This window comes from Geodermatophilus sp. SYSU D01180 (assembly GCF_054050415.1).
This window is the reverse complement of sequence record NZ_JBJGZH010000007.1, coordinates 70,738-91,064: the sequence shown is the minus strand read 5'-3', so window position 1 is coordinate 91,064 and position 20,327 is coordinate 70,738. Positions and strand designations below refer to the sequence as shown.

The 20,327-nt window shown below is 75.5% G+C and carries 20 protein-coding genes; 13 read left to right on the top strand and 7 right to left on the bottom strand.

Translation table 11 applies throughout. The features are described from left to right. From purQ to ACI8AA_RS08870, 3 genes are read left to right on the top strand one after another with little or no spacing between them, the layout of a single operon-like run. Positions 1 to 672: a phosphoribosylformylglycinamidine synthase subunit PurQ gene (purQ, locus tag ACI8AA_RS08880; protein ID WP_457044108.1), complete on the top strand. Its 672-nt coding sequence runs from the start codon at positions 1 to 3 to the stop codon at positions 670 to 672. Continuing rightward, the gene (gene purL / locus ACI8AA_RS08875) at positions 669 to 3,014 is read left to right on the top strand and encodes a phosphoribosylformylglycinamidine synthase subunit PurL (protein WP_457044107.1); all 2,346 of its coding nucleotides are present in this window, start codon (positions 669 to 671) and stop codon (positions 3,012 to 3,014) included. Before purQ ends, purL begins: the two co-directional genes overlap by 4 nt. Then, positions 3,014 to 3,400, top strand: coding sequence for a sterol carrier family protein (locus ACI8AA_RS08870; RefSeq protein WP_457044106.1), 387 nt, complete (start codon positions 3,014 to 3,016; stop codon positions 3,398 to 3,400). The genes purL and ACI8AA_RS08870 overlap by 1 nt, the downstream gene beginning before the upstream one ends. On the opposite strand, the gene ACI8AA_RS08865 is transcribed toward ACI8AA_RS08870, so the two are convergent. Together ACI8AA_RS08865 and ACI8AA_RS08860 are read right to left on the bottom strand one after the other, a co-directional pair. Beyond that, positions 3,390 to 3,548 carry an MFS transporter small subunit gene (locus tag ACI8AA_RS08865; RefSeq protein ID WP_456927475.1) on the bottom strand — a complete coding sequence of 53 codons (159 nt, stop codon included), beginning with the start codon at positions 3,546 to 3,548 and terminating at the stop codon, positions 3,390 to 3,392. The two genes, ACI8AA_RS08870 and ACI8AA_RS08865, sit on opposite strands and share 11 nt — an antisense overlap. After that, positions 3,545 to 4,960, bottom strand: coding sequence for an OFA family MFS transporter (locus ACI8AA_RS08860; protein WP_457044105.1), 1,416 nt, complete (start codon positions 4,958 to 4,960; stop codon positions 3,545 to 3,547). Before ACI8AA_RS08860 ends, ACI8AA_RS08865 begins: the two co-directional genes overlap by 4 nt. Before the next feature lie 133 nt (positions 4,961 to 5,093). Between ACI8AA_RS08860 and ACI8AA_RS08855 the strand changes: the two genes are divergently transcribed. After that, positions 5,094 to 6,185 (top strand): S-(hydroxymethyl)mycothiol dehydrogenase, encoded by a 1,092-nt coding sequence (locus ACI8AA_RS08855; RefSeq protein WP_457044104.1) that lies wholly within the window; start codon positions 5,094 to 5,096, stop codon positions 6,183 to 6,185. Beyond that, positions 6,182 to 6,790, top strand: coding sequence for an MBL fold metallo-hydrolase (locus ACI8AA_RS08850; protein ID WP_457044103.1), 609 nt, complete (start codon positions 6,182 to 6,184; stop codon positions 6,788 to 6,790). The genes ACI8AA_RS08855 and ACI8AA_RS08850 overlap by 4 nt, the downstream gene beginning before the upstream one ends. A gap of 18 nt (positions 6,791 to 6,808) precedes the next feature. Here ACI8AA_RS08850 and ACI8AA_RS08845 read toward each other — a convergent pair whose 3' ends face one another. Continuing rightward, entirely contained in the window at positions 6,809 to 7,177 is a 369-nt protein-coding gene (locus tag ACI8AA_RS08845; protein WP_457044102.1) for a hypothetical protein, read from the bottom strand. Between the two features lie 159 nt (positions 7,178 to 7,336). On the opposite strand from ACI8AA_RS08845, the gene purF reads away from it, so the two are divergent. Next, a complete protein-coding gene (purF, locus tag ACI8AA_RS08840) occupies positions 7,337 to 8,920 on the top strand; it encodes an amidophosphoribosyltransferase (protein WP_457044101.1) in 1,584 nt (527 codons plus the stop codon). Then, complete coding sequence (purM, locus tag ACI8AA_RS08835) at positions 8,917 to 9,966, top strand: phosphoribosylformylglycinamidine cyclo-ligase (protein WP_457044100.1); 1,050 nt, start codon at positions 8,917 to 8,919, stop codon at positions 9,964 to 9,966. The genes purF and purM overlap by 4 nt, the downstream gene beginning before the upstream one ends. A 72-nt stretch (positions 9,967 to 10,038) precedes the next feature. Here purM and ACI8AA_RS08830 read toward each other — a convergent pair whose 3' ends face one another. Continuing rightward, positions 10,039 to 10,257, bottom strand: a complete 219-nt coding sequence (locus ACI8AA_RS08830) for a DUF3073 domain-containing protein (RefSeq protein WP_456903551.1) — start codon at positions 10,255 to 10,257, stop codon at positions 10,039 to 10,041. Between the two features lie 188 nt (positions 10,258 to 10,445). Further along, on the bottom strand, positions 10,446 to 11,510 hold the full coding sequence (locus ACI8AA_RS08825) for a Glu/Leu/Phe/Val family dehydrogenase (RefSeq protein WP_457044099.1): 1,065 nt from the start codon (positions 11,508 to 11,510) through the stop codon (positions 10,446 to 10,448). Positions 11,511 to 11,728: 218 nt separating this feature from the next. Here ACI8AA_RS08825 and ACI8AA_RS08820 point away from each other — a divergent pair, with 218 nt between their 5' ends. Beyond that, positions 11,729 to 13,048, top strand: coding sequence for a M23 family metallopeptidase (locus ACI8AA_RS08820; protein ID WP_457044098.1), 1,320 nt, complete (start codon positions 11,729 to 11,731; stop codon positions 13,046 to 13,048). 118 nt (positions 13,049 to 13,166) lie between these two features. Here ACI8AA_RS08820 and ACI8AA_RS08815 read toward each other — a convergent pair whose 3' ends face one another. Beyond that, the gene (locus tag ACI8AA_RS08815) at positions 13,167 to 13,697 is read right to left on the bottom strand and encodes a hypothetical protein (protein WP_457044097.1); all 531 of its coding nucleotides are present in this window, start codon (positions 13,695 to 13,697) and stop codon (positions 13,167 to 13,169) included. Positions 13,698 to 13,755: 58 nt separating this feature from the next. Here ACI8AA_RS08815 and ACI8AA_RS08810 point away from each other — a divergent pair, with 58 nt between their 5' ends. From ACI8AA_RS08810 to ACI8AA_RS08790, 5 genes are all read left to right on the top strand, one after another. Further along, positions 13,756 to 14,622: an MBL fold metallo-hydrolase gene (locus tag ACI8AA_RS08810; protein WP_457044096.1), complete on the top strand. Its 867-nt coding sequence runs from the start codon at positions 13,756 to 13,758 to the stop codon at positions 14,620 to 14,622. After that, on the top strand, positions 14,619 to 15,929 hold the full coding sequence (locus ACI8AA_RS08805) for a class I adenylate-forming enzyme family protein (protein ID WP_457044095.1): 1,311 nt from the start codon (positions 14,619 to 14,621) through the stop codon (positions 15,927 to 15,929). The genes ACI8AA_RS08810 and ACI8AA_RS08805 overlap by 4 nt, the downstream gene beginning before the upstream one ends. Further along, the gene (gene mftG, locus ACI8AA_RS08800) at positions 15,926 to 17,446 is read left to right on the top strand and encodes a mycofactocin dehydrogenase MftG (RefSeq protein WP_457044094.1); all 1,521 of its coding nucleotides are present in this window, start codon (positions 15,926 to 15,928) and stop codon (positions 17,444 to 17,446) included. Before ACI8AA_RS08805 ends, mftG begins: the two co-directional genes overlap by 4 nt. A gap of 94 nt (positions 17,447 to 17,540) precedes the next feature. Beyond that, positions 17,541 to 18,518 carry a phosphotriesterase family protein gene (locus ACI8AA_RS08795; protein ID WP_457044187.1) on the top strand — a complete coding sequence of 326 codons (978 nt, stop codon included), beginning with the start codon at positions 17,541 to 17,543 and terminating at the stop codon, positions 18,516 to 18,518. Between the two features lies 1 nt (position 18,519). Then, the gene (locus tag ACI8AA_RS08790; protein WP_457044093.1) at positions 18,520 to 20,028 is read left to right on the top strand and encodes a class I adenylate-forming enzyme family protein; all 1,509 of its coding nucleotides are present in this window, start codon (positions 18,520 to 18,522) and stop codon (positions 20,026 to 20,028) included. 63 nt (positions 20,029 to 20,091) lie between these two features. Here the strand turns inward: ACI8AA_RS08790 and ACI8AA_RS08785 are convergent, their stop codons facing one another. Beyond that, entirely contained in the window at positions 20,092 to 20,307 is a 216-nt protein-coding gene (locus tag ACI8AA_RS08785) for a hypothetical protein (RefSeq protein ID WP_457044092.1), read from the bottom strand. Between the last annotated feature and the right edge of the window lie 20 nt (positions 20,308 to 20,327).

The following is a 20,327-nucleotide window of genomic DNA, read 5'->3' as shown; positions in this document are numbered from 1 at the left end:
GTGCGCATCGGAGTCATCACCTTCCCGGGCTCCCTCGACGACGTCGACGCCGCCCGGGCGGTGCGGCTGGCCGGCGCCGAGCCGGTCGTCCTCTGGCACGCCGACCACGACCTGAAGGACGTCGACGCCGTCGTCCTGCCCGGCGGCTTCTCCTACGGCGACTACCTGCGCGCCGGGGCCATCGCCGCCCGCGCGCCGTTGGTGCAGGACGTCGTCGACCGGGCGCGGCAGGGGATGCCGGTCCTCGGCATCTGCAACGGCTTCCAGGTGCTCTGCGAGGCGGGGCTGCTGCCCGGCGCGCTCACCCGCAACAGCCACCTGCACTTCCGCAACCGCGACCAGCGCCTCCGGATCGAGCGGGCCGACACCGCGTGGACGTCGGCGTACGCCGAGGGCCAGGAGATCGTCGTCCCGGTCAAGAACGGCGAGGGCCGCTACGTCGCCGCGCCGGCCGAGCTGGAGCGGCTCGAGGGCGAGGGCCGGGTCGCGGTCCGCTACGTCGGCGGCAACCCCAACGGCAGCCTCCGCGACGTCGCCGGGGTCACCGGCGAGGACGGCCGGGTCGTCGGGCTCATGCCCCACCCCGAGCACGCCGTCGAGGACCTCACCGGGCCGTCGACCGACGGGCTCGGCTTCTTCACCAGCGTCCTGAAGGCGGTCGTCAGCGCATGACGCAGGGTCTCTCCGACCTCGACACGGGCCCCGGCCCGCTGGCCGACCGGCTCGACACCGTCGCGCTCGCGGAGAGCACCCCGGACGTCGGGCAGCCCTTCGCCGAGCTCGGCCTGAAGGGCGACGAGTACGCGCGCATCCGCGACATCCTCGGCCGCCGGCCCACCACCGCCGAGCTGGCCATGTACTCGGTCATGTGGAGCGAGCACTGCTCCTACAAGAGCTCGAAGGTGCACCTGCGCCGGTTCGGTGACCTGCCGCGCAGCGATCACCTGCTCGTCGGCATCGGCGAGAACGCCGGCGTGGTCGACGTCGGCGACGGCTACGCGGTGACCTTCAAGGTCGAGTCGCACAACCACCCGAGCTACGTCGAGCCCTACCAGGGCGCGGCCACCGGGGTCGGCGGCATCGTCCGCGACATCCTCACCATGGGCGCCCGGCCGGTCGCCGTCATGGACTCGCTGCGCTTCGGCCGCGCCGACGCCCCGGACACCGCCCGCGTGCTGCCCGGCGTCGTCGCCGGCGTCGGCGGCTACGGCAACTGCCTGGGCCTGCCCAACATCGGCGGCGAGCTGCTGTTCGACGAGTGCTACGCCGGCAACCCGCTGGTCAACGCGCTGTGCGTCGGGGTCATGAAGCACGAGGACGTCCGGCTGGCCAAGGCCGAGGGCGTGGGCAACAAGGTCGTCCTGTTCGGCGCCCGCACCGGCGGCGACGGCATCGGCGGCGTGAGCGTGCTGGCCAGCGAGACCTTCGACCAGGAGGGCCCGGCCAAGCGCCCGAGCGTGCAGGTCGGCGACCCGTTCACCGAGAAGCTGCTCATCGAGGCCTGCCTGGAGATCTTCGCCGCCGACCTGGTCACCGGGATCCAGGACCTCGGCGGCGCCGGGCTGTCCTGCGCCACCTCCGAGCTGGCCAGCGCCGGCACCGGCGGCATGCACGTCGACCTCGACCGCGTCCCGCTGCGCGACAGCACCCTGACGCCCGCCGAGATCCTCATGAGCGAGTCGCAGGAGCGCATGTGCGCGATCGTCGAGCCGGACAAGGTCGACGCCTTCCTCGCCGTCTGCCGCAAGTGGGACGTCCTCGCCACCGTCATCGGTGAGGTCACCGACGGCGACCGGCTCACCGTCGACTGGCACGGCGAGCGGATCGTCGACGTCCCGCCGCGCACCGTCGCGCACGAGGGCCCGGTCTACGAGCGGCCGATGCAGCGCCCCGCCGACCTCGACGCCCTGCAGGCCGACGACCCGGCCGCGCTGCCCCGTCCGGCCACGCCGGAGGAGCTCACCGCGCACTGGCTGGCCGTCGTCGCCAGCCCCGACGGCGCGGACAAGACCTGGGTCACCGAGCAGTACGACCGCTACGTCCGCGGCAACACGGTGCTCGCCCAGCCCGACGACGCCGGCGTGGTCCGCATCGACGAGGACACCCACCGCGGCATCGCGCTGGCGCTGGACGGCAACGCCCGGTTCGCCCGGCTGGACCCCTACGCCGGCGCCCAGCTCAACCTCGCCGAGGCCTACCGCAACGTCGCCGTCACGGGCGCCCGGCCGCTGGCGGTCACCAACTGCCTGAACTTCGGCTCCCCGGAGGAGCCCGAGGTCATGTGGCAGTTCGCCGAGGCCGTCCGCGGCCTGGCCGACGCCTGCCGCGACCTCGGCCTGCCGGTCACCGGCGGCAACGTGAGCCTCTACAACCAGACCGGCGACGTCGCCATCAACCCGACCCCGGTCATCGGCGTCCTGGGCGTGCACGACGACGTCCGCACGCGGATCCCCACCGGCTGGCGGGCCGGCGGCGAGACCGTGCTGCTGTTCGGCGAGACCCGGCCGGAGTTCGGCGGGTCGGCGTGGGCGAGCGTCGTCCACGGCCACCTCGGCGGCCGCCCGCCGGCCGTCGACCTGGAGGCCGAGCGCACCCTCGGCGAGCTGCTCGGGGCGCTGGGCCGCGAGGGCCTGGTCACCTCCGCGCACGACCTCGCCGACGGCGGTCTCGCCCAGGCGCTGGCCGAGTCCGCGCTCCGCTACGGCACCGGCGGCACGCTCCGGCTCGGGGACGACGCGTTCACCGCGCTGTTCAGCGAGTCCGGCGCCCGCGCCGTCGTCACCACGACCGACCCCGAGGCGGTGCGGACCACCGCCGAGTGGGCCGGCGTCGCGGTCACCGAGCTCGGCACCACCGGCGGCAGTGGTCCGGAGGCTGCGCTCGTCGTCGAGGGCGTCGGCGAGCTGCCGCTGGCCGAGCTCCGCGCGGCGTGGACGGCGACCCTCCCGGCGCTGTTCGGCACCCCGGAGGCGACCGTGGGCAGCGTCCCGGCGGGCACCGTCCCCACCAGCTGATGCCCGCGCAGCAGCCGATCCCCGCCGAGGAGCTGCGCGCCGCCGTCGACGCCGTCCGCCCCTGGCTGGCCGGGGAGGCCGAGCAGCCCCCGCGCTCGGTGCTGGGCGCTGCCGTGAAGACGACCGCGCGCTGGCTGGCCCAGCAGGTGCCCGGCCGCTCGGTGGAGCTGCGGGTGCCGCCGCACGTCGCCGTCCAGCTGGTGCCCGGGCCGCGGCACACCCGCGGCACGCCGCCGAACGTCGTCGAGACCGACGCGGCCACCTGGCTGCGGCTGGCCACCGGCGAGCTCGGCTGGGCCGAGGCCCTCGCCGGGGGCCGGGTCAGCGCCAGCGGCAACCGGGCCGACCTCTCGGCCCACCTGCCGCTGCGGCCGCTCAGCCGGTGAAGAGCGTCAGCGCGGTCTTCACCGTCTGGTACAGGCCGTAGGCCAGCGGGACGCCGACCAGCGTCCACGCGAACGCGATCAGCCCGGTGGGCGTGTGCACGGGCTGCTGCCCGTCGGACGAGGTCGTCTTCGACAGCGGCGTGCTCATCGGGCGGCGCTCCGTTCCGGGGTCGAGGGGGCGGCCGGGGCGGCGTCGCGGCGCGGCTCGTGCCACTTGCTGGCCACCGGCCGCACCAGCAGGTTCGCGACGAACCCGACGGCGAGCAGGCCGACCATGATGAACAGCGCCGGCCGGTAGTTGGCGGCCACGAGGCTGCCCGGCTCGCCCTGGGTGTCCAGGACGCTGTTGACGATCAGCGGCCCGGCCACGCCGGCCGCCGACCACGCGGTGAGCAGCCGGCCGTGGATGGCGCCCACCTGGTAGGTGCCGAACAGGTCGCGCAGGTAGGCCGGGATGGTCGCGAACCCGCCGCCGTAGAACGAGATGATCACCGCGGCGAGCAGGACGAACACCCACGTGGCGCTGCTGCCGACGGTGGCCAGCGCGACGTACAGGACCAGGCCGACGCCCAGGTACACCATGTAGATCGGCTTGCGCCCGATGAAGTCCGACGTCGAGGACCAGACGAACCGGCCGGCCATGTTGAACAGCGACAGGACGCCGACGAAGCCGGCGGCCGCGGTCGCGGCGACCGTCGAGGCGTCCCCGCTGCGGAAGAAGTCCTGGATCATCGGCGCGGCCTGCTCGAGGATCCCGATGCCCGCGGTGACGTTGCAGAACAGCACCGTCCACAGCAGCCAGAACTGCGGCGTCTTGACGGCGTTGGCGGCCGAGACGCTCTCCGTGGTGACCAGCGCCTTCTGCTTGACCGTCGACGGGTCGAAGCCGGCCGGCTTCCAGCCCTCGGCCGGCACCCGGACGATGAACGCGCCGAACATCATGAAGACGAGGTAGACCGCGGCGAAGGTGAAGAACAGCGCGGCGACGGCGCCGCCGTTGGGCACCGTGCCCGCGGTCCCGTCGTAGCCCGGGTCGTACCAGCTCATCAGCTGCCGGGACAGCGGCGAGGCGATGAGCGCGCCGCCGCCGAAGCCCATGATCGCCATGCCGGTGGCCAGGCCCGGCCGGTCGGGGAACCACTTGATCAGCGTGGAGACCGGCGAGATGTAGCCGATGCCCAGCCCGATGCCGCCGATCACGCCGTAGCCGAGGTAGAGCAGCCACAGCTGGCGGGTCTCGATGCCCAGGCCGCCGACGAGGAAGCCGGTGACCCAGAAGCACGCCGACACGAACATCGCCGCGCGCGGGCCGTTGCGGTCCACCCAGGTGCCGAACAGGGCGGCGGAGAGGCCCAGCATCACGATGGCGATGGAGAAGACGATGCCGATCGCCGTCTGGGTGGTCCCGAAGTCCTCGACCAGCGCGGTCTTGTAGACGCTGGTGGCGTAGGCCTGCCCGATGCACAGGTGCACCGCCAGCGCCGCCGGCGGGATGAGCCACCGGTTGAAGCCGGGACGGGCGACGATGCGCTCACGGCGCAGGAAGCCGGGTAGCGCCACGGGGGACCTCCACGGGGACGACGACTGTGGGGAACGCTACGGCCGGGTTCGGGAACCTGCCCGTCGGGGCGGGGTTCCCGGCCAGCGGGAGCAGCGGGCGCGGACCCCGCGGGGCCGCCCCTAGGCTCCCGGCATGGCCTACGAGGTGAGGGGCGTCGTCGCCCGCAGCAAGGGAGCACCCGTCAGCGTCGAGACGGTCCTGGTGCCCGACCCGGGGCCGGGCGAGGCGGTGGTCGACGTCGCGGCCTGCGGGGTCTGCCACACCGACCTGCACTACCGCGAGGGCGGCATCAACGACGACTTCCCGTTCCTGCTCGGCCACGAGGCCGCCGGGACCGTCGCCGCGGTCGGCGAGGGCGTCACGAACGTGGCCGTGGGCGACTTCGTCGTCCTCAACTGGCGGGCGGTGTGCGGGCAGTGCCGCGCCTGCCTCAAGGGCCAGCTGCAGTACTGCTTCAACACCCACAACGCCACGCAGAAGATGACCCTCGAGGACGGCACGGAGCTGTCCCCGGCGCTGGGCATCGGCGCGTTCGCGGAGAAGACCCTGGTCGCTGCCGGTCAGTGCACCAAGGTCGACCCGGAGGCCCCGGCCACCGCCGCCGGGCTCATCGGCTGCGGCGTCATGGCCGGCGTGGGCGCCGCGATCAACACCGGCGCGGTGCAGCGCGGCGAGTCCGTCGCCGTGTTCGGCTGCGGCGGCGTCGGGGACGCCGCGATCGCCGGGGCGAAGCTGGCCGGGGCGACGACGATCGTCGCCGTCGACGTCGACGACCGGAAGCTCGAGTGGGCGAGGCAGTTCGGCGCCACCCACACCGTCAACTCCCGCGAGACCGACGCCGTGGAGGCCATCAAGGGCCTCACCGGCGGGTTCGGCGTGGACGTCGCCATCGACGCGGTCGGCCGCCCGGAGGTGTTCGAGCAGGCCTTCTACGCCCGCGACCTGGCCGGCCGGGTCGTACTGGTCGGCGTCCCGACGCCGGACATGCAGCTGACCCTGCCGATGATCGAGCTGTTCGGCCGCGGCGGGGCGCTCAAGTCGAGCTGGTACGGCGACTGCCTGCCGTCCCGCGACTTCCCGATGCTCGTCGACCTCTACCGGCAGGGCCGCTTCCCGCTCGAGGACTTCGTGTCCGAGACCGTCGGCATCGACGACGTCGAGGCCGCCTTCGAGAAGATGCACAAGGGCGAGGTGCTGCGCTCGGTCGTGGTGTTCGAGAAGTGACCGCCCGCATCGAGAAGGCCGTCGTCAGCGGGGTGTTCAGCCTCGACGGCCAGGACTTCGACGTCGACAACAACGTCTGGCTCGTCGGCGACGACGACGAGGTGCTGGTGGTCGACGCCCCGCACCGCGCCGAGCCGATCGTCGACGCGGTCGGCGGGCGGAAGGTGACCGCGATCGTGCTCACCCACGGGCACAACGACCACGTCACCGCCGCGGTCGACCTGCGGGAGGCCACCGGCGCGCCGATCTGGTTCCACCCCGCCGACCGGGTGCTGTGGGAGATGGTCCACGAGAGCGCCGAGCCCGACGAGGCGCTGGCCGAGGGCACCCGCTTCCGGGTCGCCGGCACGTCGCTGACCGCGCTGCACACCCCGGGTCACAGCCCGGGCAGCACCTGCCTGCACGCGCCGGACCTGGCCGCCGTCTTCACCGGCGACACGCTGTTCCACGGCGGCCCCGGCGCCACCGGCCGCAGCTTCAGCGACCACCCGACGATCGTGCGGTCGATCCGCAGCAAGCTGCTGACCCTGCACGGGGACACGGTGGTGCACACCGGCCACGGCGAGGACACCCGCATCTCCGCCGAGATCGGCACCGTCCGGTAGGCCGGCGCCGGCCGGGGGTCACGCCGGGCCGGCGTCGCCCCCGGCCGCCGTCCCGCCGCTCCCGGGCGCCGCCTCGCCGCTGCGGGGCTCCTGCGCCGGGGTCTCCGGCGTGCCCGAGCGCTCCAGGCGCTGGCGGATCGCCGCGACGTTGAGCGCCAGGTCCTCCAGCGCCTCGACGGCGCGCGTGGCCAGGGCGAACGTGAGGTTCTCCCGCCGCTCCTCGGCGCTGGGCTCGTGCCGGCGCTGCCGGGTGTCGCGGTCGGTCGCCCGCCGCCACGGGTCCTCGTCCTCGCCGCTGTCGCCGCCGCGCGACGGGTCGAACAGCCCGCGCAGCATCCGCTGGGCCATCTCCAGGAAGTCGTTGGGGTCGGGCCGGTCGCTGCTCATGTCGGTTCCTCTCAGGTGGACCGTCCGTCAACGCGCCGGACCCCGGCCGGGGTTCCGCGCGTCCGTGGCACACGCCGGACCTGCGGGGCCCGCGGCCGGGTGGTCACGATCACGGCTCGGACAGGAGGTACCCCCGGGTGCGCCGGTACGCTCGTCGGTGTGCCTCGCGGTGACGGACGGCTGACGCACGACCTCGACCCCCATTCTCCCGGCCCCCAGGACGCGTGCGGCGTCTTCGGCGTCTGGGCCCCGGGGGAGGAGGTCGCGAAGCTGACCTACTTCGGCCTGTACGCCCTCCAGCACCGCGGTCAGGAGGCGGCGGGCATCGCGGTCTCCGACGGCGCCTCGGTGGTCGTCTACAAGGACCTCGGCCTGGTCAGCCAGGTGTTCGACGAGTCCACGCTGGGCAGCCTGCGCGGCCACCTCGCCGTCGGGCACACCCGGTACTCGACCACCGGCGCGTCCACCTGGGAGAACGCCCAGCCGACGTTCCGCACCACCGACGCCGGCACCGGCCTGGCGCTGTGCCACAACGGCAACCTGGTCAACACCGCGGAGCTGGCCGCCCGGGCCGCGGACGCCGGCGTGCCCGGCGCCTTCACCGCCAGCACCGACTCCGACCTGGTCACCTCGCTGATCGCCGCCCGCCCCGACATGAGCGTCGAGGCCGCGGCGATGGAGGTGCTCCCGCAGCTGCGCGGCGCGTTCAGCCTCACCTTCATGGACGAGGACACCCTCTACGCCGCCCGCGACCCGCAGGGCGTGCGTCCGCTGGTCCTCGGCCGGCTCGAGCGCGGCTGGGTGGTGGCCAGCGAGACCGCGGCCCTCGACATCGTCGGCGCCTCGGTGGTCCGCGAGGTGGAGCCCGGCGAGCTGCTGGCCATCGACGAGAACGGCCTGCGCAGCCAGCACTTCGCCCCGGCCGAGCCCAAGGGCTGCGTGTTCGAGTACGTCTACCTCGCCCGTCCCGACACCACGATCGGCGGCCGCAGCGTGCACGCCGCCCGGGTCGAGATCGGCCGCCGGCTGGCCAAGGAGCAGCCCGCCGACGCCGACCTGGTGATCCCGGTGCCGGAGTCCGGCACGCCGGCCGCCGTCGGCTACGCCGAGGCCAGCGGCATCCCCTACGGGCTCGGGCTGGTCAAGAACTCCTACGTCGGCCGCACGTTCATCCAGCCGTCGCAGACCATCCGGCAGCTGGGCATCCGGCTCAAGCTCAACCCGCTGCGCGACGTCATCCGCGGCAAGCGGCTGGTCGTCGTCGACGACTCGATCGTGCGCGGCAACACCCAGCGGGCGCTGATCCGGATGCTGCGCGAGGCCGGCGCGGTCGAGGTGCACGTGCGCATCTCCAGCCCGCCGGTGAAGTGGCCGTGCTTCTACGGCATCGACTTCGCCAGCCGCGCCGAGCTGATCGCCAACGGCCTCGACGTCGACGGCGTGCGCGCCTCCATCAACGCCGACTCCCTCGGCTACGTCTCCGAGCAGGGCCTGATCGCCGCCACCGAGCAGCCGGTCAACCGGCTGTGCACCGCGTGCTTCACCGGCCACTACCCGATCCCGCTCGGCGAGTCCGGGGTGCTCGGCAAGCACGTCCTGGAGGGCAGTCTCCCCGCGGGCGTCGCCCGCACCCCCATGCCGCGGGTGGACGACGCCGAGCGCGCCGTCACGGGCTGGACCGGCCAGCAGGCCGGCAGCCCCGCGGTGCCCGGCGGGGCCGACGACGCCCTGCGCCGTCCGTGAGCGGCGGGTTCACCTACGCGGAGTCCGGCGTCGACATCGACGCCGGTGAGCGGGCCGTCACGCTCATGCGGACGGCGGTCGAGCGGACCCGCCGGCCCGAGGTGGTCGGCGGGCTGGGCGGCTTCGCCGGGCTGTTCGCGCTCGACACCACGCGCTACCGGCGCCCGCTGATCGCCTCGTCCACCGACGGCGTCGGCACCAAGATCGCCCTGGCGCGGCAGCTGGACCGGCACGACACCGTCGGCATCGACCTGGTCGCCATGGTCGTCGACGACCTCGTGGCCTGCGGCGCCGAGCCGCTGTTCCTCCAGGACTACGTCGCCTGCGGGAAGGTCGTCCCCGAGAGGATCGCCGCGATCGTCACCGGCATCGCGGCCGGCTGCGAGCAGGCCGGGGCCTCCCTGGTCGGCGGGGAGACCGCCGAGCACGGCGACCTCATGGCCGCCGACGAGTACGACCTGGCCGCCACCGCGGTCGGCGTCGTCGAGGCCGACGCGGTGCTCGGGCCCGAGCGGGTCCGGGACGGCGACGTCGTCGTCGCGATGGCCTCGAGCGGGTTCCACTCCAACGGCTATTCGCTGGTCCGCCGCGTGGTGTCCGCCGCCGGGCTGGACCTCGCCGCCACCCCCGCCGGGCTGGACCGGCCGCTGGGCGACGTGCTGCTCGAGCCCACCCGCGTCTACGCCCTCGACTGCCTCGCCCTGGTGGACGGGCTCGGGGTCGACGGCGTGCACGCGTTCGCGCACGTCACCGGCGGCGGGCTGGCCGGCAACACCGCGCGGGTGGTGCCCGACGGGCTGGAGGCGGTGCTCGACCGCGGCACCTGGGCGCTGCCGGCCGCGGTGTCCCTGCTGGAGCAGCACGGCGTGCCGCGCGAGGAGTCCGAGCGGGCGTTCAACTGCGGCGTCGGCATGGTCGCCGTCGTCGCCGCCGAGGCGGCCGAGCGGGCGGTGGGCCTGCTGACCGGCCGCGGGGTGCCGGCCTGGGTGGCGGGCACCGTCGGGACCGGCGGGACCGGCGCGCGGCTGGTGGGTTCCTACCGCTGACCACGGCACACACCGCCGCCCCGCAGGGGACGGCGGTGTGTCGTGTCGATCAGACCGGCGGGGAGCCGACCCTCAGCGACTGGCTGCCCAGTCGTCCTCGGAGTCGTCGTCCGCCCATCGGTCGGTGTACTCGTCGTCGTCCTCGTCGTCCTTGTCGGCACGCGACGCGGTGTACGGAGACGGTGAACCGGCCAGCTCGCGCTGAAGCGCGGAGAGGTCGGTGTTGGGTGAGCTGTACTTGAGCTCACGGGCCACGCGTGTCTGCTTGGCCTTCGCTCGGCCGCGCCCCATCGGCTCGACCCCCTCGTGACGGAGAACGGGAGTCCAGCTCACGGGCTGGACGGCCCGCGTGGCGACCCCGACTGAGTGACTGTGTCTTGACCCAGCCTACGACACGGACGGGGCGCGGGCACGGGTCCTCCCCCGCGGTCCCCCGACAGGGGCGGTGGTCCCCGCCACGCCGCGGCCGACGCCGCAGGTCAGCGGGGCAGCCGGATGGTCGCCAGCCGCCCGACGGAGGCGATCCGCTGCTCGGCCAGCCGGTCGGCGGCGACCGCGGGGGAGACGCCCTCGGCCGCGGCGGTCTCGAACACCCGCAGCGCGACGTCGAAGATGCCGGCCGCCTTGGCCTCGGCGCGGGCGAAGGAGAAGCCGTGCCGCTCGTCCTCGACCTGGATGACCCCGCCGGCGTTCACCAGGTAGTCGGGGGCGTAGAGGATCCCGCGCGCGGTCAGCTGGTCCGGGATGCCCTCGTGCGCGAGCTGGTTGTTGGCGCCGCCGCAGACCACCTCGGCCTGCAGGGCGGCGACCGTCGCGTCGTCGAGCGCGCCGCCGAGGGCGCAGGGCGCGTAGACGTCGGCCGGGCAGCGCACCAGGGTCGCGGTGTCGGCGACCGCCTCGACGCCGGGGTGCCGGGTGAGGACCCGCTGCACCGCGGCCGGGTCGACGTCGGTGACGAGGACGTCGGCGCCGTCGGCCACCAGCCGGTCGACCAGCCAGCCGCCGACCTTGCCGACGCCCGCGACGGCGACGGTGCGCCCGGACAGCGTCGGCTCGCCCCAGCGGTGCTGGGCGGCGGCGCGCATGCCCTGGAAGACGCCGAAGGCGGTGAGCACCGAGGAGTCCCCGCAGCCGCCGTACACCTCGGAGCGGCCGTGGGCGAAGCGGGTCTCCCGGCCGACGAGGTCGAGGTCGGCGTTGGTCGTGCCGACGTCGCAGGCGGTCAGGTACCGGCCGCCGAGGGCCTCCACGAACCGGCCGTACGCGCGCAGCAGCGCCTCGGTCTTGTCGGTGCGCGGGTCGCCGATGACGACGGCCTTGCCGCCGCCGAGGTCGAGGCCGGCCAGGCTGTTCTTGTAGGTCATCGCCCGGGCCAGGCGCAGCGCGTCGGCGACCGCCGCGTCCTCGGTGGCGTAGGGGTGGAAGCGGGTGCCGCCGAGCGCCGGGCCCAGTGCCGTCGAGTGGACCGCGATCACCGCCCTCAGGCCGGAGGCCGGGTCGGAGCAGAAGACCACCTGTTCAGCGCCGGAGCCGAAGACGTCCACGACCGCCGAGCCTAGAACGTGCGGAAGTGCCGTCCGTCACCCCCGAGGGGGTCTCAAGTCCGCGGCCCCGGATGTCGACAAGTGCTGTGACGGATGTCGGTGACTGTGTCGTGCGGTCACGGTGTGACTTCCGTGCCGCGTGTTGCCACTGTGGCGCGTGTCCGCCGGACGACGCTGACGCCGCACCTGCACCACCCCTCTTCCCCAGGGAGCGCCCGATGCCGCAGTGCCGTCCCGCCCGGACCCGCGGCCGCCGTGGCGGCGTCCGCGCCGCCCTGGTCGGCCTGCTCTCCTGCGCGGTCCTGCTCGGCACCGCCGGGCCCGCGCTCGCCGTCCCGCCACCGCCGCCGAACCCGAGCGACGGCCAGATCGCCGACGCGCAGGCCGCCCAGGACGCCGCCGCCGCCGAGGTGGGCCGGCTCGCCGCCGAGGTCGCCGCCGCCGAGAGCGAGCTCGAGCGGCTCGGCGTCCAGGCCGAGGCCGCCGGCACCGCCTACCTCGCCGCGGAGGAGGCCCTCGCCCAGGCCCAGGCGGCCGCGGCCCAGGCCGCCGCCGACCTGCAGGCCGCGACCGACGCCGTCGACGCCGCGATCGCCCGCATCGCGGGGTTCGCCCGCGACAGCTACGTCAACGACCCCACCCTGGCCACCGCGTCCGCGCTGCTGGACTCCGCCGGCCCCGGTGAGCTCGTCCAGCGGGCCGCGCTGCTGGAGTACGTCGCCGACACCCAGGTCGACGTCCTCGAGGAGTTCGAGATCGCGCGGGTCCGGCAGGCCAACGCCGAGTCCGCCGCGCGGGCCACCCGGGACGCGGCCGCGGCGGCCGAGCAGCAGGCCGCCGACGCCAAGGCCGCGGCCGACGCGCAGGTGGCGGCGCAGCAGACCGCCGTCGCCGCGGCCGAGGCGAACAAGGCCGCGCTGGACCAGCAGCTGCAGGCGGCGCAGATCCACCTGCTGGAGCTGCAGGGCGCCCGCGACGCCTACCAGGAGTGGCAGCGGCAGAAGGCCGCGGAGGAGGCCGCCGCGGCCGCGGCCGCCGCCCGGGCCGCCGAGGAGGCCGCGGCCGCGGCCGCCGCCGCCCGCGCCGCGGCGTCGTCGGGCACCCCGACCGCCGCCGCCTCCGAGGTCAGCGGGTCCGGCTACGTGAAGCCCACCTCGGGCCGGACGTCGAGCTGCTTCGGCGCCCGCTGGGGCGTCCTGCACGGCGGCGTGGACATCGCCGCCCCGATCGGGACGCCGATCTACGCCGCCACCTCCGGCGTCGTCGTCCGGCACGGCCCGGCGACCGGCTTCGGCCTGGCGATCTACATCCGCGGCGACGACGGCGCGGTCACCGTCTACGGCCACGTCAACGCCGAGTACGTCGGCACCGGCGAGCGCGTCGTCGCGGGCGAGCTGATCGCCGAGGTCGGCAACCGCGGCCAGTCCACCGGGCCGCACCTGCACTTCGAGGTCCACCCCTCGGGGGCCCTGTACGGCGGCCAGGTCGACCCGGTGCCGTGGCTGCGTTCCCGCGGGGTGTCGATCAGCGGCTGCTGATGGAAGCCCCCCTGCCCCCCCGCCACTCGCACGCTCGCGGCGGGCCCCTGCAGGAGGGGCGGGACACGGCGACGGCCCGCCCCCCGAGCGGGGAGGCGGGCCGTCGACGTGCTGCCGGCTACGAGGTGGGGGCGGCGGCGCCGCAGTTCTGCTCGCCGAACTGCGCGACGTTGGTCGCCTCCGGGCCCTGCGCGACGGTCACGAACTGCTGGGCGGCGGCCTGCAGCTGGGCCTGGCCGTCGGGGGTGGTGAGGTCGACGGAGTTGGCGGTGTCGGAGAAGGCCTGGACGGCGTCGCCCACGACCTGCCAGTCGCTCGCGATCTCGGCCGGCGGCTGCACGGAGTCGAACGCGGCGGCCGCCTGCTGCAGCAGGCCCGGCAGCTGCTCGGGCGTCGCGGCCGTGAGCTGGTTGCCGAGCTCCTCGTACTGCCCGGCCTGCTCGCAGAACGCCGCGACGGCGGGGTCGTCGCTGCCGGCGGAGGAGCTGCTGGGGCTGCCGCTGGACTCGGCGGAGCTCGAGGTGCTCGCTGCGGTGGACTCGGCGGCCTCCTCGCTGCCCGACCCGTCGCCCCCGCCGCAGGCGGTGAGCAGGACGGCCGCGGCCACGGCCGCGACGGCGGAGCGGGACAGGTGCGCGATCGATCGCATGCCCGGAGGCTAACGGCCGGTGGGGCGGTCCGCGTGCGGGCGCGGCTACCGTGCGGTCGTGCGCGCCCCCGCCGACCCACGCGTCACCTGGGACCTCCCCGCCCCCGGCGGGCTGCCGCGGACGGCGGACCTCGAGCCGCTGGTCACCCGCGTGCTGGCCCCCAACCCGTCGGGCATGACCCTCGACGGCACCAACACCTACCTCGTCGGCGCGCCGGGCAGCGGGCAGGCCGTGGTCGTCGACCCCGGTCCCGACGACCCCGCCCACCTCGCCGCGGTGGAGGAGGCGCTGGCCGCCCGCGACGCGCGCTGCGTCGCCGTCCTGGTCACCCACCACCACGGTGACCACGCGGAGGCCGCGCTGCCGTGGGGGACCCGGTTCGGCGCGCCGGTCGCCGCCGCCGACGCCGCCGTCGCGGGGCCCGGCGGGCGGGTGCTCGAGCCGGGGGAGCGGCTGCGCCTGGCGGGCACCGCGCTGGACGTCGTCCCGACGCCCGGGCACACCCCCGACCACCTGGCCTTCCGGCTGGAGTCCGGGGCGGTGCTGGTCGGCGACCACGTCCTCGGCCGCGGCACCTCGGTGGTCACCCACCCGGAGGGCGACGTCGTCGCCTACCTGGAGTCGCTGCGGCGGGTGCACGACCTCGGGCCCAGCGCGCTGTACTGCGGGCACGGGCCGGAGCTGACCGAGGACCCGGGTGCCGTCCTCGACTTCTACCTCGCCCACCGCGCCTTCCGGGAGTCGCAGCTGCTGGCCGCGCTGGTCCGCGGGGCGGGCACCGTCGACGCGGTGGTGGCCGACGTCTACGCCGAGGTGCCGCGGGCGCTGTGGCCGGCGGCCGCGCAGTCGACCCGCGCCACGCTGGCCAAGCTCGCGGCCGAGGGGCACGTCGTCGTCGAGGGCGAGCGGGTGCGCCTGCCGTGACCGGCCCGGTCGCCGTCGTCCGGGCCGCCGACAGCGAGCGCGACCAGCGGCGGGCCGCGGCGGCGCTGCGGGCGGCCGGGCTGCGGCGCGGCGACCGGCTGCTGGTCTCGGCGGCGTCCTCCCCGGCGCTGCTGGCCGTCGTCCTCGGCGCGCTGCGCACCGGGATCGTGCCCGTGGTGCTCGACCCGGCGCTGCCCGCCGCCGAGCGGGCCGCCCTCGCCGACGACGCCGACGCCGCCCTCGACGCCGGTGCGGCACCCGAGCGGCTGCTCACCGGCGACGACGAGGCCGGCCTGGCCGACGTGCCGCTGGCCCGGCCGATGCACTACACGTCGGGCACCACCGGGCGGCGCAAGGGCGTGTGGTCCGGCGTCCTCGACGACGGCGACGCCCGCGCGCTGGCCGCCGAGGAGATCGACCTCTGGGGCTTCACCGCCACCGACCGGCACCTGGTGCTCTCGCCGCTGCACCACTCGGCGCCGCTGCGGTTCGCCGTGCACACGCTGCTGGCCGGCGGCGAGGTGCTGCTGCCCGGCCCGTTCGACGCCGCCCTGGCGGCCGCGGCGATCGGCACGCTCGCCCCGACGACGACGTTCTGCGTCCCCACCCACCTGCGCCGGCTGCTCGCCCGCGACGACGTCGACTGGTCCTCCTTCCGCGTCCTCGCGCACGCCGGCGCGCCCTGCCCCGAGCCGCTCAAGCGGGCGGTGCTCGACGCGCTGCCGGCAGACAGCGTCTGGGAGTTCTACGGCTCCACCGAGGCGCAGTTCACCGTCTGCTCGGCCGACGACTGGCTGGCGCACCCGGGCAGCGTCGGCCGCGCCCGGCCCGGCCGGCGGCTGGAGACCGACGAGCGGGGTCAGCTGTGGTGCGCGGTGCCGCGGTGGGCGCGGTTCGAGTACTGGCGCGCGCCGGAGAAGACCGCGGCGGCCTGGCGCGGCGACCGGGTCACCGTCGGCGACCTCGGCCGGGTCGACACCGACGGCACCGTCTGGCTCGACGGCCGCCGCGAGGACCTGGTGATCTCCGGCGGGGTGAACGTCTACCCGGCCGAGGTCGAGGCGGTCCTCGACGCGCACCCGGACGTGGTGGAGAGCGCGGTCGTCGGCGTCCCCGACGAGGAGTGGGGGCAGCGGGTGGTCGCCGCCTACGTGGGCGCCGCGGACCCCGCCGACCTCGCCGCCTGGGCACGCGAGCGGCTGTCCCCGGCCAAGCGGCCCAAGAGCCTGCACCCGGTGGGGGAGCTGCCGCGCACCTCCACCGGCAAGGTCCGACGGCTGGACCTGCCGGGGGTCCTCGGCCTGTGAGCTGGGACGTCGTCGTGGTGGGCGCCGGCTCGTCCGGCTGCGCGCTGGCGGCCCGCCTCGCCGACGCCGGCCGCCGGGTCCTGCTGCTCGAGGCCGGCGCCGACCACCCCCGGCCCGCCGACTTCCCGCCCGACCTGCGCGACGCCGCCACGCTGCGCGCCACCGTGCCGGGGCACCCGGCGAACTGGTCGTTCACCACCGAGCTGACCCCGGGTACGACCGCCCCGCTGCCCCGCGGGCGCGTGGTGGGCGGGTCCAGCGCCGTCAACGGCGGCTACTTCGTCCGCGCCACCCCCGCCGACCACGCCGGCTGGGCCGCCGCGGGCAACGACCTGTGGAGCCTCGCGGCCACGCTGCCGGCCTGGCGCCGGCTCGAGGACGACCGCCAGTACGGCGACCGGCCGGGGCACGGCCGCGGCGGCCCCCTGCCGGTCACCCGGCCCTCCGGCGGCTCGCCGCTGACCGCGGCGCTGGCCGCCGCGGCCGCGGAGCTCGGCGCCCCGGAGGAGCCGGACAAGAACGCCGGCGGCCCGCCCGGCTACGGGCCGGTGCCGTTCACCGTCGACGGCGGACTGCGGGTCAACGCGGCGATGGCCTACCTGTCCCCGCGCCGCGGGTCGCCGCTGCTGACGGTGCGCGGCGGGGTGCGGGTGCGGCGGGTGCTCGTCGAGGGCGGCCGTGCGGTGGGCGTGGACACCGACGCCGGCCCGGTGCGCGCCGCCGAGGTGGTGCTCGCCGCGGGCGCCGTCGGCTCGCCGCACCTGCTGCTGCTGTCCGGCATCGGCCCCGCCGGCCACCTGCGCGCGCACGGCCTCGGCGTCGTCGCCGACCTGCCCGGGGTGGGCGCCGGCCTGACCGACCACCCGCTGGTGTACCTGCCCTGGGTCCCGGTGGCGGGGCTGCCCGAGGGCGACTGGCCGCTGCCGCTGCACGGGTCGCTGAACGCCACATCCTCGGACTCGCCCGTGCCCGGCGACCTGGAGGTGCTGCCGTGGCTGCGGCCCTGGGGGCGGGTGGTCCCCGGCGGCGGCGGGGACGACCGCACGCTGTCGCTGGCCGCCGGCCTGTACCGCGAGGAGAGCCGGGGCCGGCTGTCGCTGGTCTCGCCCGACCCGGCGGCGCCGCCGCGGATCGAGCACCGGTACCTGGCGACCGCGACCGACCGGCGGCGGCTGCGCGAGGCGGTGCGCCTGGCCGACGGCCTGCTGCGCACCCGGGCGCTGGCCCCGCTGGTCGCCGCCCGTCCCGACCCGCCCGCGGAGGTCCTCGCCGACGACGCCGCCCTCGACGGCTGGGTCCGCGCGCACCTGACGACGGCGGTGCACCTGGCCGGCAGCGCCCGGATGGGCCCCGACGGCGACCCGGGCGCCGTCGTCGACCAGCGCCTGCGGGTGCGCGGCGTCGCGGGGCTGCGGGTGGCCGACACGTCGGTGCTGCCGGAGGCGCCCTCGCGCGGGCCCGCGGCGACCGCGGTGGTGGTGGGCGAGCGGGCCGCGGAGCTGATGACCGGCGGCTGACCCGTGCGACGCAGGTCACGTCCTCGGTAACGTCCCCGTGCCCGTGCCCGGACGGCGTCGTCCGGGACGTCCAGAGGAGGACCCGTTGCCCCAGGTGCAGACCGTCCGCGGCCCCGTCGACACCGCCGACCTCGGCCCGACCCTCATGCACGAGCACGTGTTCGTGCTCAACGCCGACGTCCAGCAGAACTACCCCGACGAGTGGGGCAGCGAGGACGACCGGGTCGCCGACGCGGTGCGGAAGCTGACCGGGCTGGCCGCGACCGGCGTGCGCACCATCGTCGACCCCACCGTCATCGGCCTCGGCCGCTACATCCCGCGGATCCAGCGGATCGCCGAGCAGGTCGACCTCAACATCGTCGTCGCCACCGGCTGCTACACCTACGACGACGTCCCGTTCTTCTTCCACTACCGCGGCCCGGCGCTCGACGCGGCCGTCGGCGCCGAGGTGCCCGACCCGATGGTCGACATGTTCGTCGGCGACATCACCGGCGGGATCGCCGGCACGGGGGTCCGGGCGGCGTTCCTCAAGTGCGCCATCGACCACCAGGGCCTCACCCCCGGCGTGGAGCGGGTCATGCGCGCCGTCGCCAAGGCGCACCGCGCCACCGGCGCCCCGATCACCGTGCACACCCACCCGGGCAGCCACACCGGCCTGGAGGTGCAGAAGGTCTTCACGGACGAGGGCGTCGACCCGGGCCGGGTCGTGCTCGGGCACAGCGGGGACACCACCGACGTCGACCACCTGTCCGAGCTCGCCGACGCGGGCTTCGTCCTCGGCATGGACCGGTTCGGCATCAACCTGGACACGACCTTCGAGGCCCGCGCCGACACGCTGGTCGAGATGTGCCGCCGCGGCTACGCCGACCGGATGGTGCTCTCGCAGGACGCCTCCTGCTACATCGACTGGCTGGCCCCCGGCGTCATGGACCTGCTGCCGCAGTGGCACTACACGCACATCCACGACGACGTCCTGCCCTACGTCCGCGAGCACGGCGTGACCGAGGAGCAGATCACCACGATGCTGGTGGACAACCCGCGCCGGTACTTCGAGAACACCGGGACCTACTGAGATGGCGCTGCACCCCTTCGACGAGGCAGGGGTCGAGCGCGACGCGGCCGGCGTCAAGCACTACACCGACCTGCCGGGGTCGGTCGTCGCGATGCTGCGGGCCTCGGTCGAGCGCGACCCGGACGGCGAGGCGGTCGTCGAGGTCGACGGCCCCCGGCTCTCCTTCCAGGAGCTCTGGGACGGCGCGGCGCGGGTCGCCGGCGGGCTGCGCGCGGCCGGCGTCGGCCGCGGCGACCGGGTGGCGATCCGGCTGGGCAACGGCGCCGACTGGGTGCTGGGCTTCCTCGGCACGCTGCTGGCCGGCGGCGTCGCGGTGCCGGTGAACACCCGGTTCACCGAGCCCGAGGCGCAGTACGTGGTCGACGACAGCGGTGCGCGGGTGGTGCTGGCGCCGGGGGAGCCGCTGCCCGACGGCGCCCCGTACGTGGAGGAGGGGCTCACCCGGTCCGACCTCGCGGCGATCTTCTACACCTCGGGGACGACCGGCTTCCCCAAGGGCGCGATGACCAGCCACGAGAACCTCCTGACCAACACGGAGAACGCGCGCCGGGTGGTCGGGCTGGGCCGGCACGACCCGACGCTGCGCAACCTGATCAGCGTGCCGCTGTTCCACGTCACCGGCTGCAACAGCCAGCTGCTGCCGGCGCTGGAGGGCGGCGCGGCGGCGGTGGTCATGCCGGCGTTCGACGTCGGCCGGTTCCTGCGGGTCATCCCGGAGGAGCGGATCGCGGTCGTCACCTCGGTGCCCGCGGTGTTCTGGCTGGCGGTCAACCAGCCCGCCTTCGCCGATGTCGACGTCAGCGGCGTCCGGTTCGCCACCTACGGCGGGGCGCCGATCGCGCCGGAGCTGGTGGCGCGGATCGAGCAGGCGTTCCCGGCGGCGCGGGTGGGCAACGGGTTCGGGCTGTCGGAGACGTCGTCGATCTCGACGTTCCTGCCGCACGAGTACGCCGGCACGCACGCCGACTCGGTCGGCTTCCCGGCCCCCGTGGTCGACCTGCGGGTGGCCGACCCCGACCCGGAGACCGGCGTCGGGGAGCTGCTCATCCGCGGCGCCAACGTCGTCCAGGGCTACTGGAACAAGCCGGAGGCCACCGCGCAGGCGTTCACCGACGGCTGGCTGCACTCCGGCGACCTGGCCCGCATCGACGACGACGGGTTCACCTACGTCGTCGACCGCGCCAAGGACATGATCAACCGCGGCGGCGAGAACGTGTACTGCGTCGAGGTGGAGAACGCGCTGGCGGCCGCGCCGGGGGTGTTCGAGGTCGCCGTCGTCGGGGTGCCCGACCCGGTGATGGGGGAGAAGGTCGGCGCCGTCGTCGTGCCGGTGCCCGGCACCGACCTCGACGTCGAGGCGTTCCTGGCGCACGCCCGCGCGCACCTGGCCGACTTCAAGGTGCCGCAGTTCGTGTCCGTGCGGTCGGAGGTGCTGCCCCGCAACCCCGGCGGCAAGGTGCTCAAGCCGGTGCTGCGCACCGAGTCGCAGTGGGAGCCGGTCCGCCGCTGAGCCAGCGGGTCGTCCCGGCGGCGCGCCGTCCGCAGCCGCCGGGACGCCGGACCAGAGGCCCGGTCAGCGGACCGGGCGGATCTCCGACGTCGTGGTCGTGGTCAGCGGCGACCAGGCGTCGGGGTGCGGGCGGCCGGCGTCGGCCACCCAGCCGGCGGAGCGCTCACCGGGCCGCGGCGCGGTGCGGGGAGCGGGCCGGGAGCTCAGGGCGACGATCAGGGCGAGCAGCAGGAGCAGCCCGGCGAGGACCCCGCCGGTGACCAGGAGCGTCGAGAGCACTGACTGACCGTATGCGGGGG

Bases quoted from the DNA above. Each gene is read 5' to 3' on its own strand.
- purL (WP_457044107.1), top strand. From the start codon at position 669: ATGACGCAGGGTCTCTCCGACCTCGACACGGGCCCCGGCCCGCTGGCC.
- ACI8AA_RS08870 (WP_457044106.1), top strand. From the start codon at position 3,014: ATGCCCGCGCAGCAGCCGATCCCCGCCGAGGAGCTGCGCGCCGCCGTC.
- ACI8AA_RS08865 (WP_456927475.1), bottom strand. From the start codon at position 3,548: ATGAGCACGCCGCTGTCGAAGACGACCTCGTCCGACGGGCAGCAGCCC.
- ACI8AA_RS08855 (WP_457044104.1), top strand. From the start codon at position 5,094: ATGGCCTACGAGGTGAGGGGCGTCGTCGCCCGCAGCAAGGGAGCACCC.
- ACI8AA_RS08845 (WP_457044102.1), bottom strand. From the start codon at position 7,177: ATGAGCAGCGACCGGCCCGACCCCAACGACTTCCTGGAGATGGCCCAG.
- ACI8AA_RS08830 (WP_456903551.1), bottom strand. From the start codon at position 10,257: ATGGGGCGCGGCCGAGCGAAGGCCAAGCAGACACGCGTGGCCCGTGAG.
- ACI8AA_RS08820 (WP_457044098.1), top strand. From the start codon at position 11,729: ATGCCGCAGTGCCGTCCCGCCCGGACCCGCGGCCGCCGTGGCGGCGTC.
- ACI8AA_RS08815 (WP_457044097.1), bottom strand. From the start codon at position 13,697: ATGCGATCGATCGCGCACCTGTCCCGCTCCGCCGTCGCGGCCGTGGCC.
- ACI8AA_RS08790 (WP_457044093.1), top strand. From the start codon at position 18,520: ATGGCGCTGCACCCCTTCGACGAGGCAGGGGTCGAGCGCGACGCGGCC.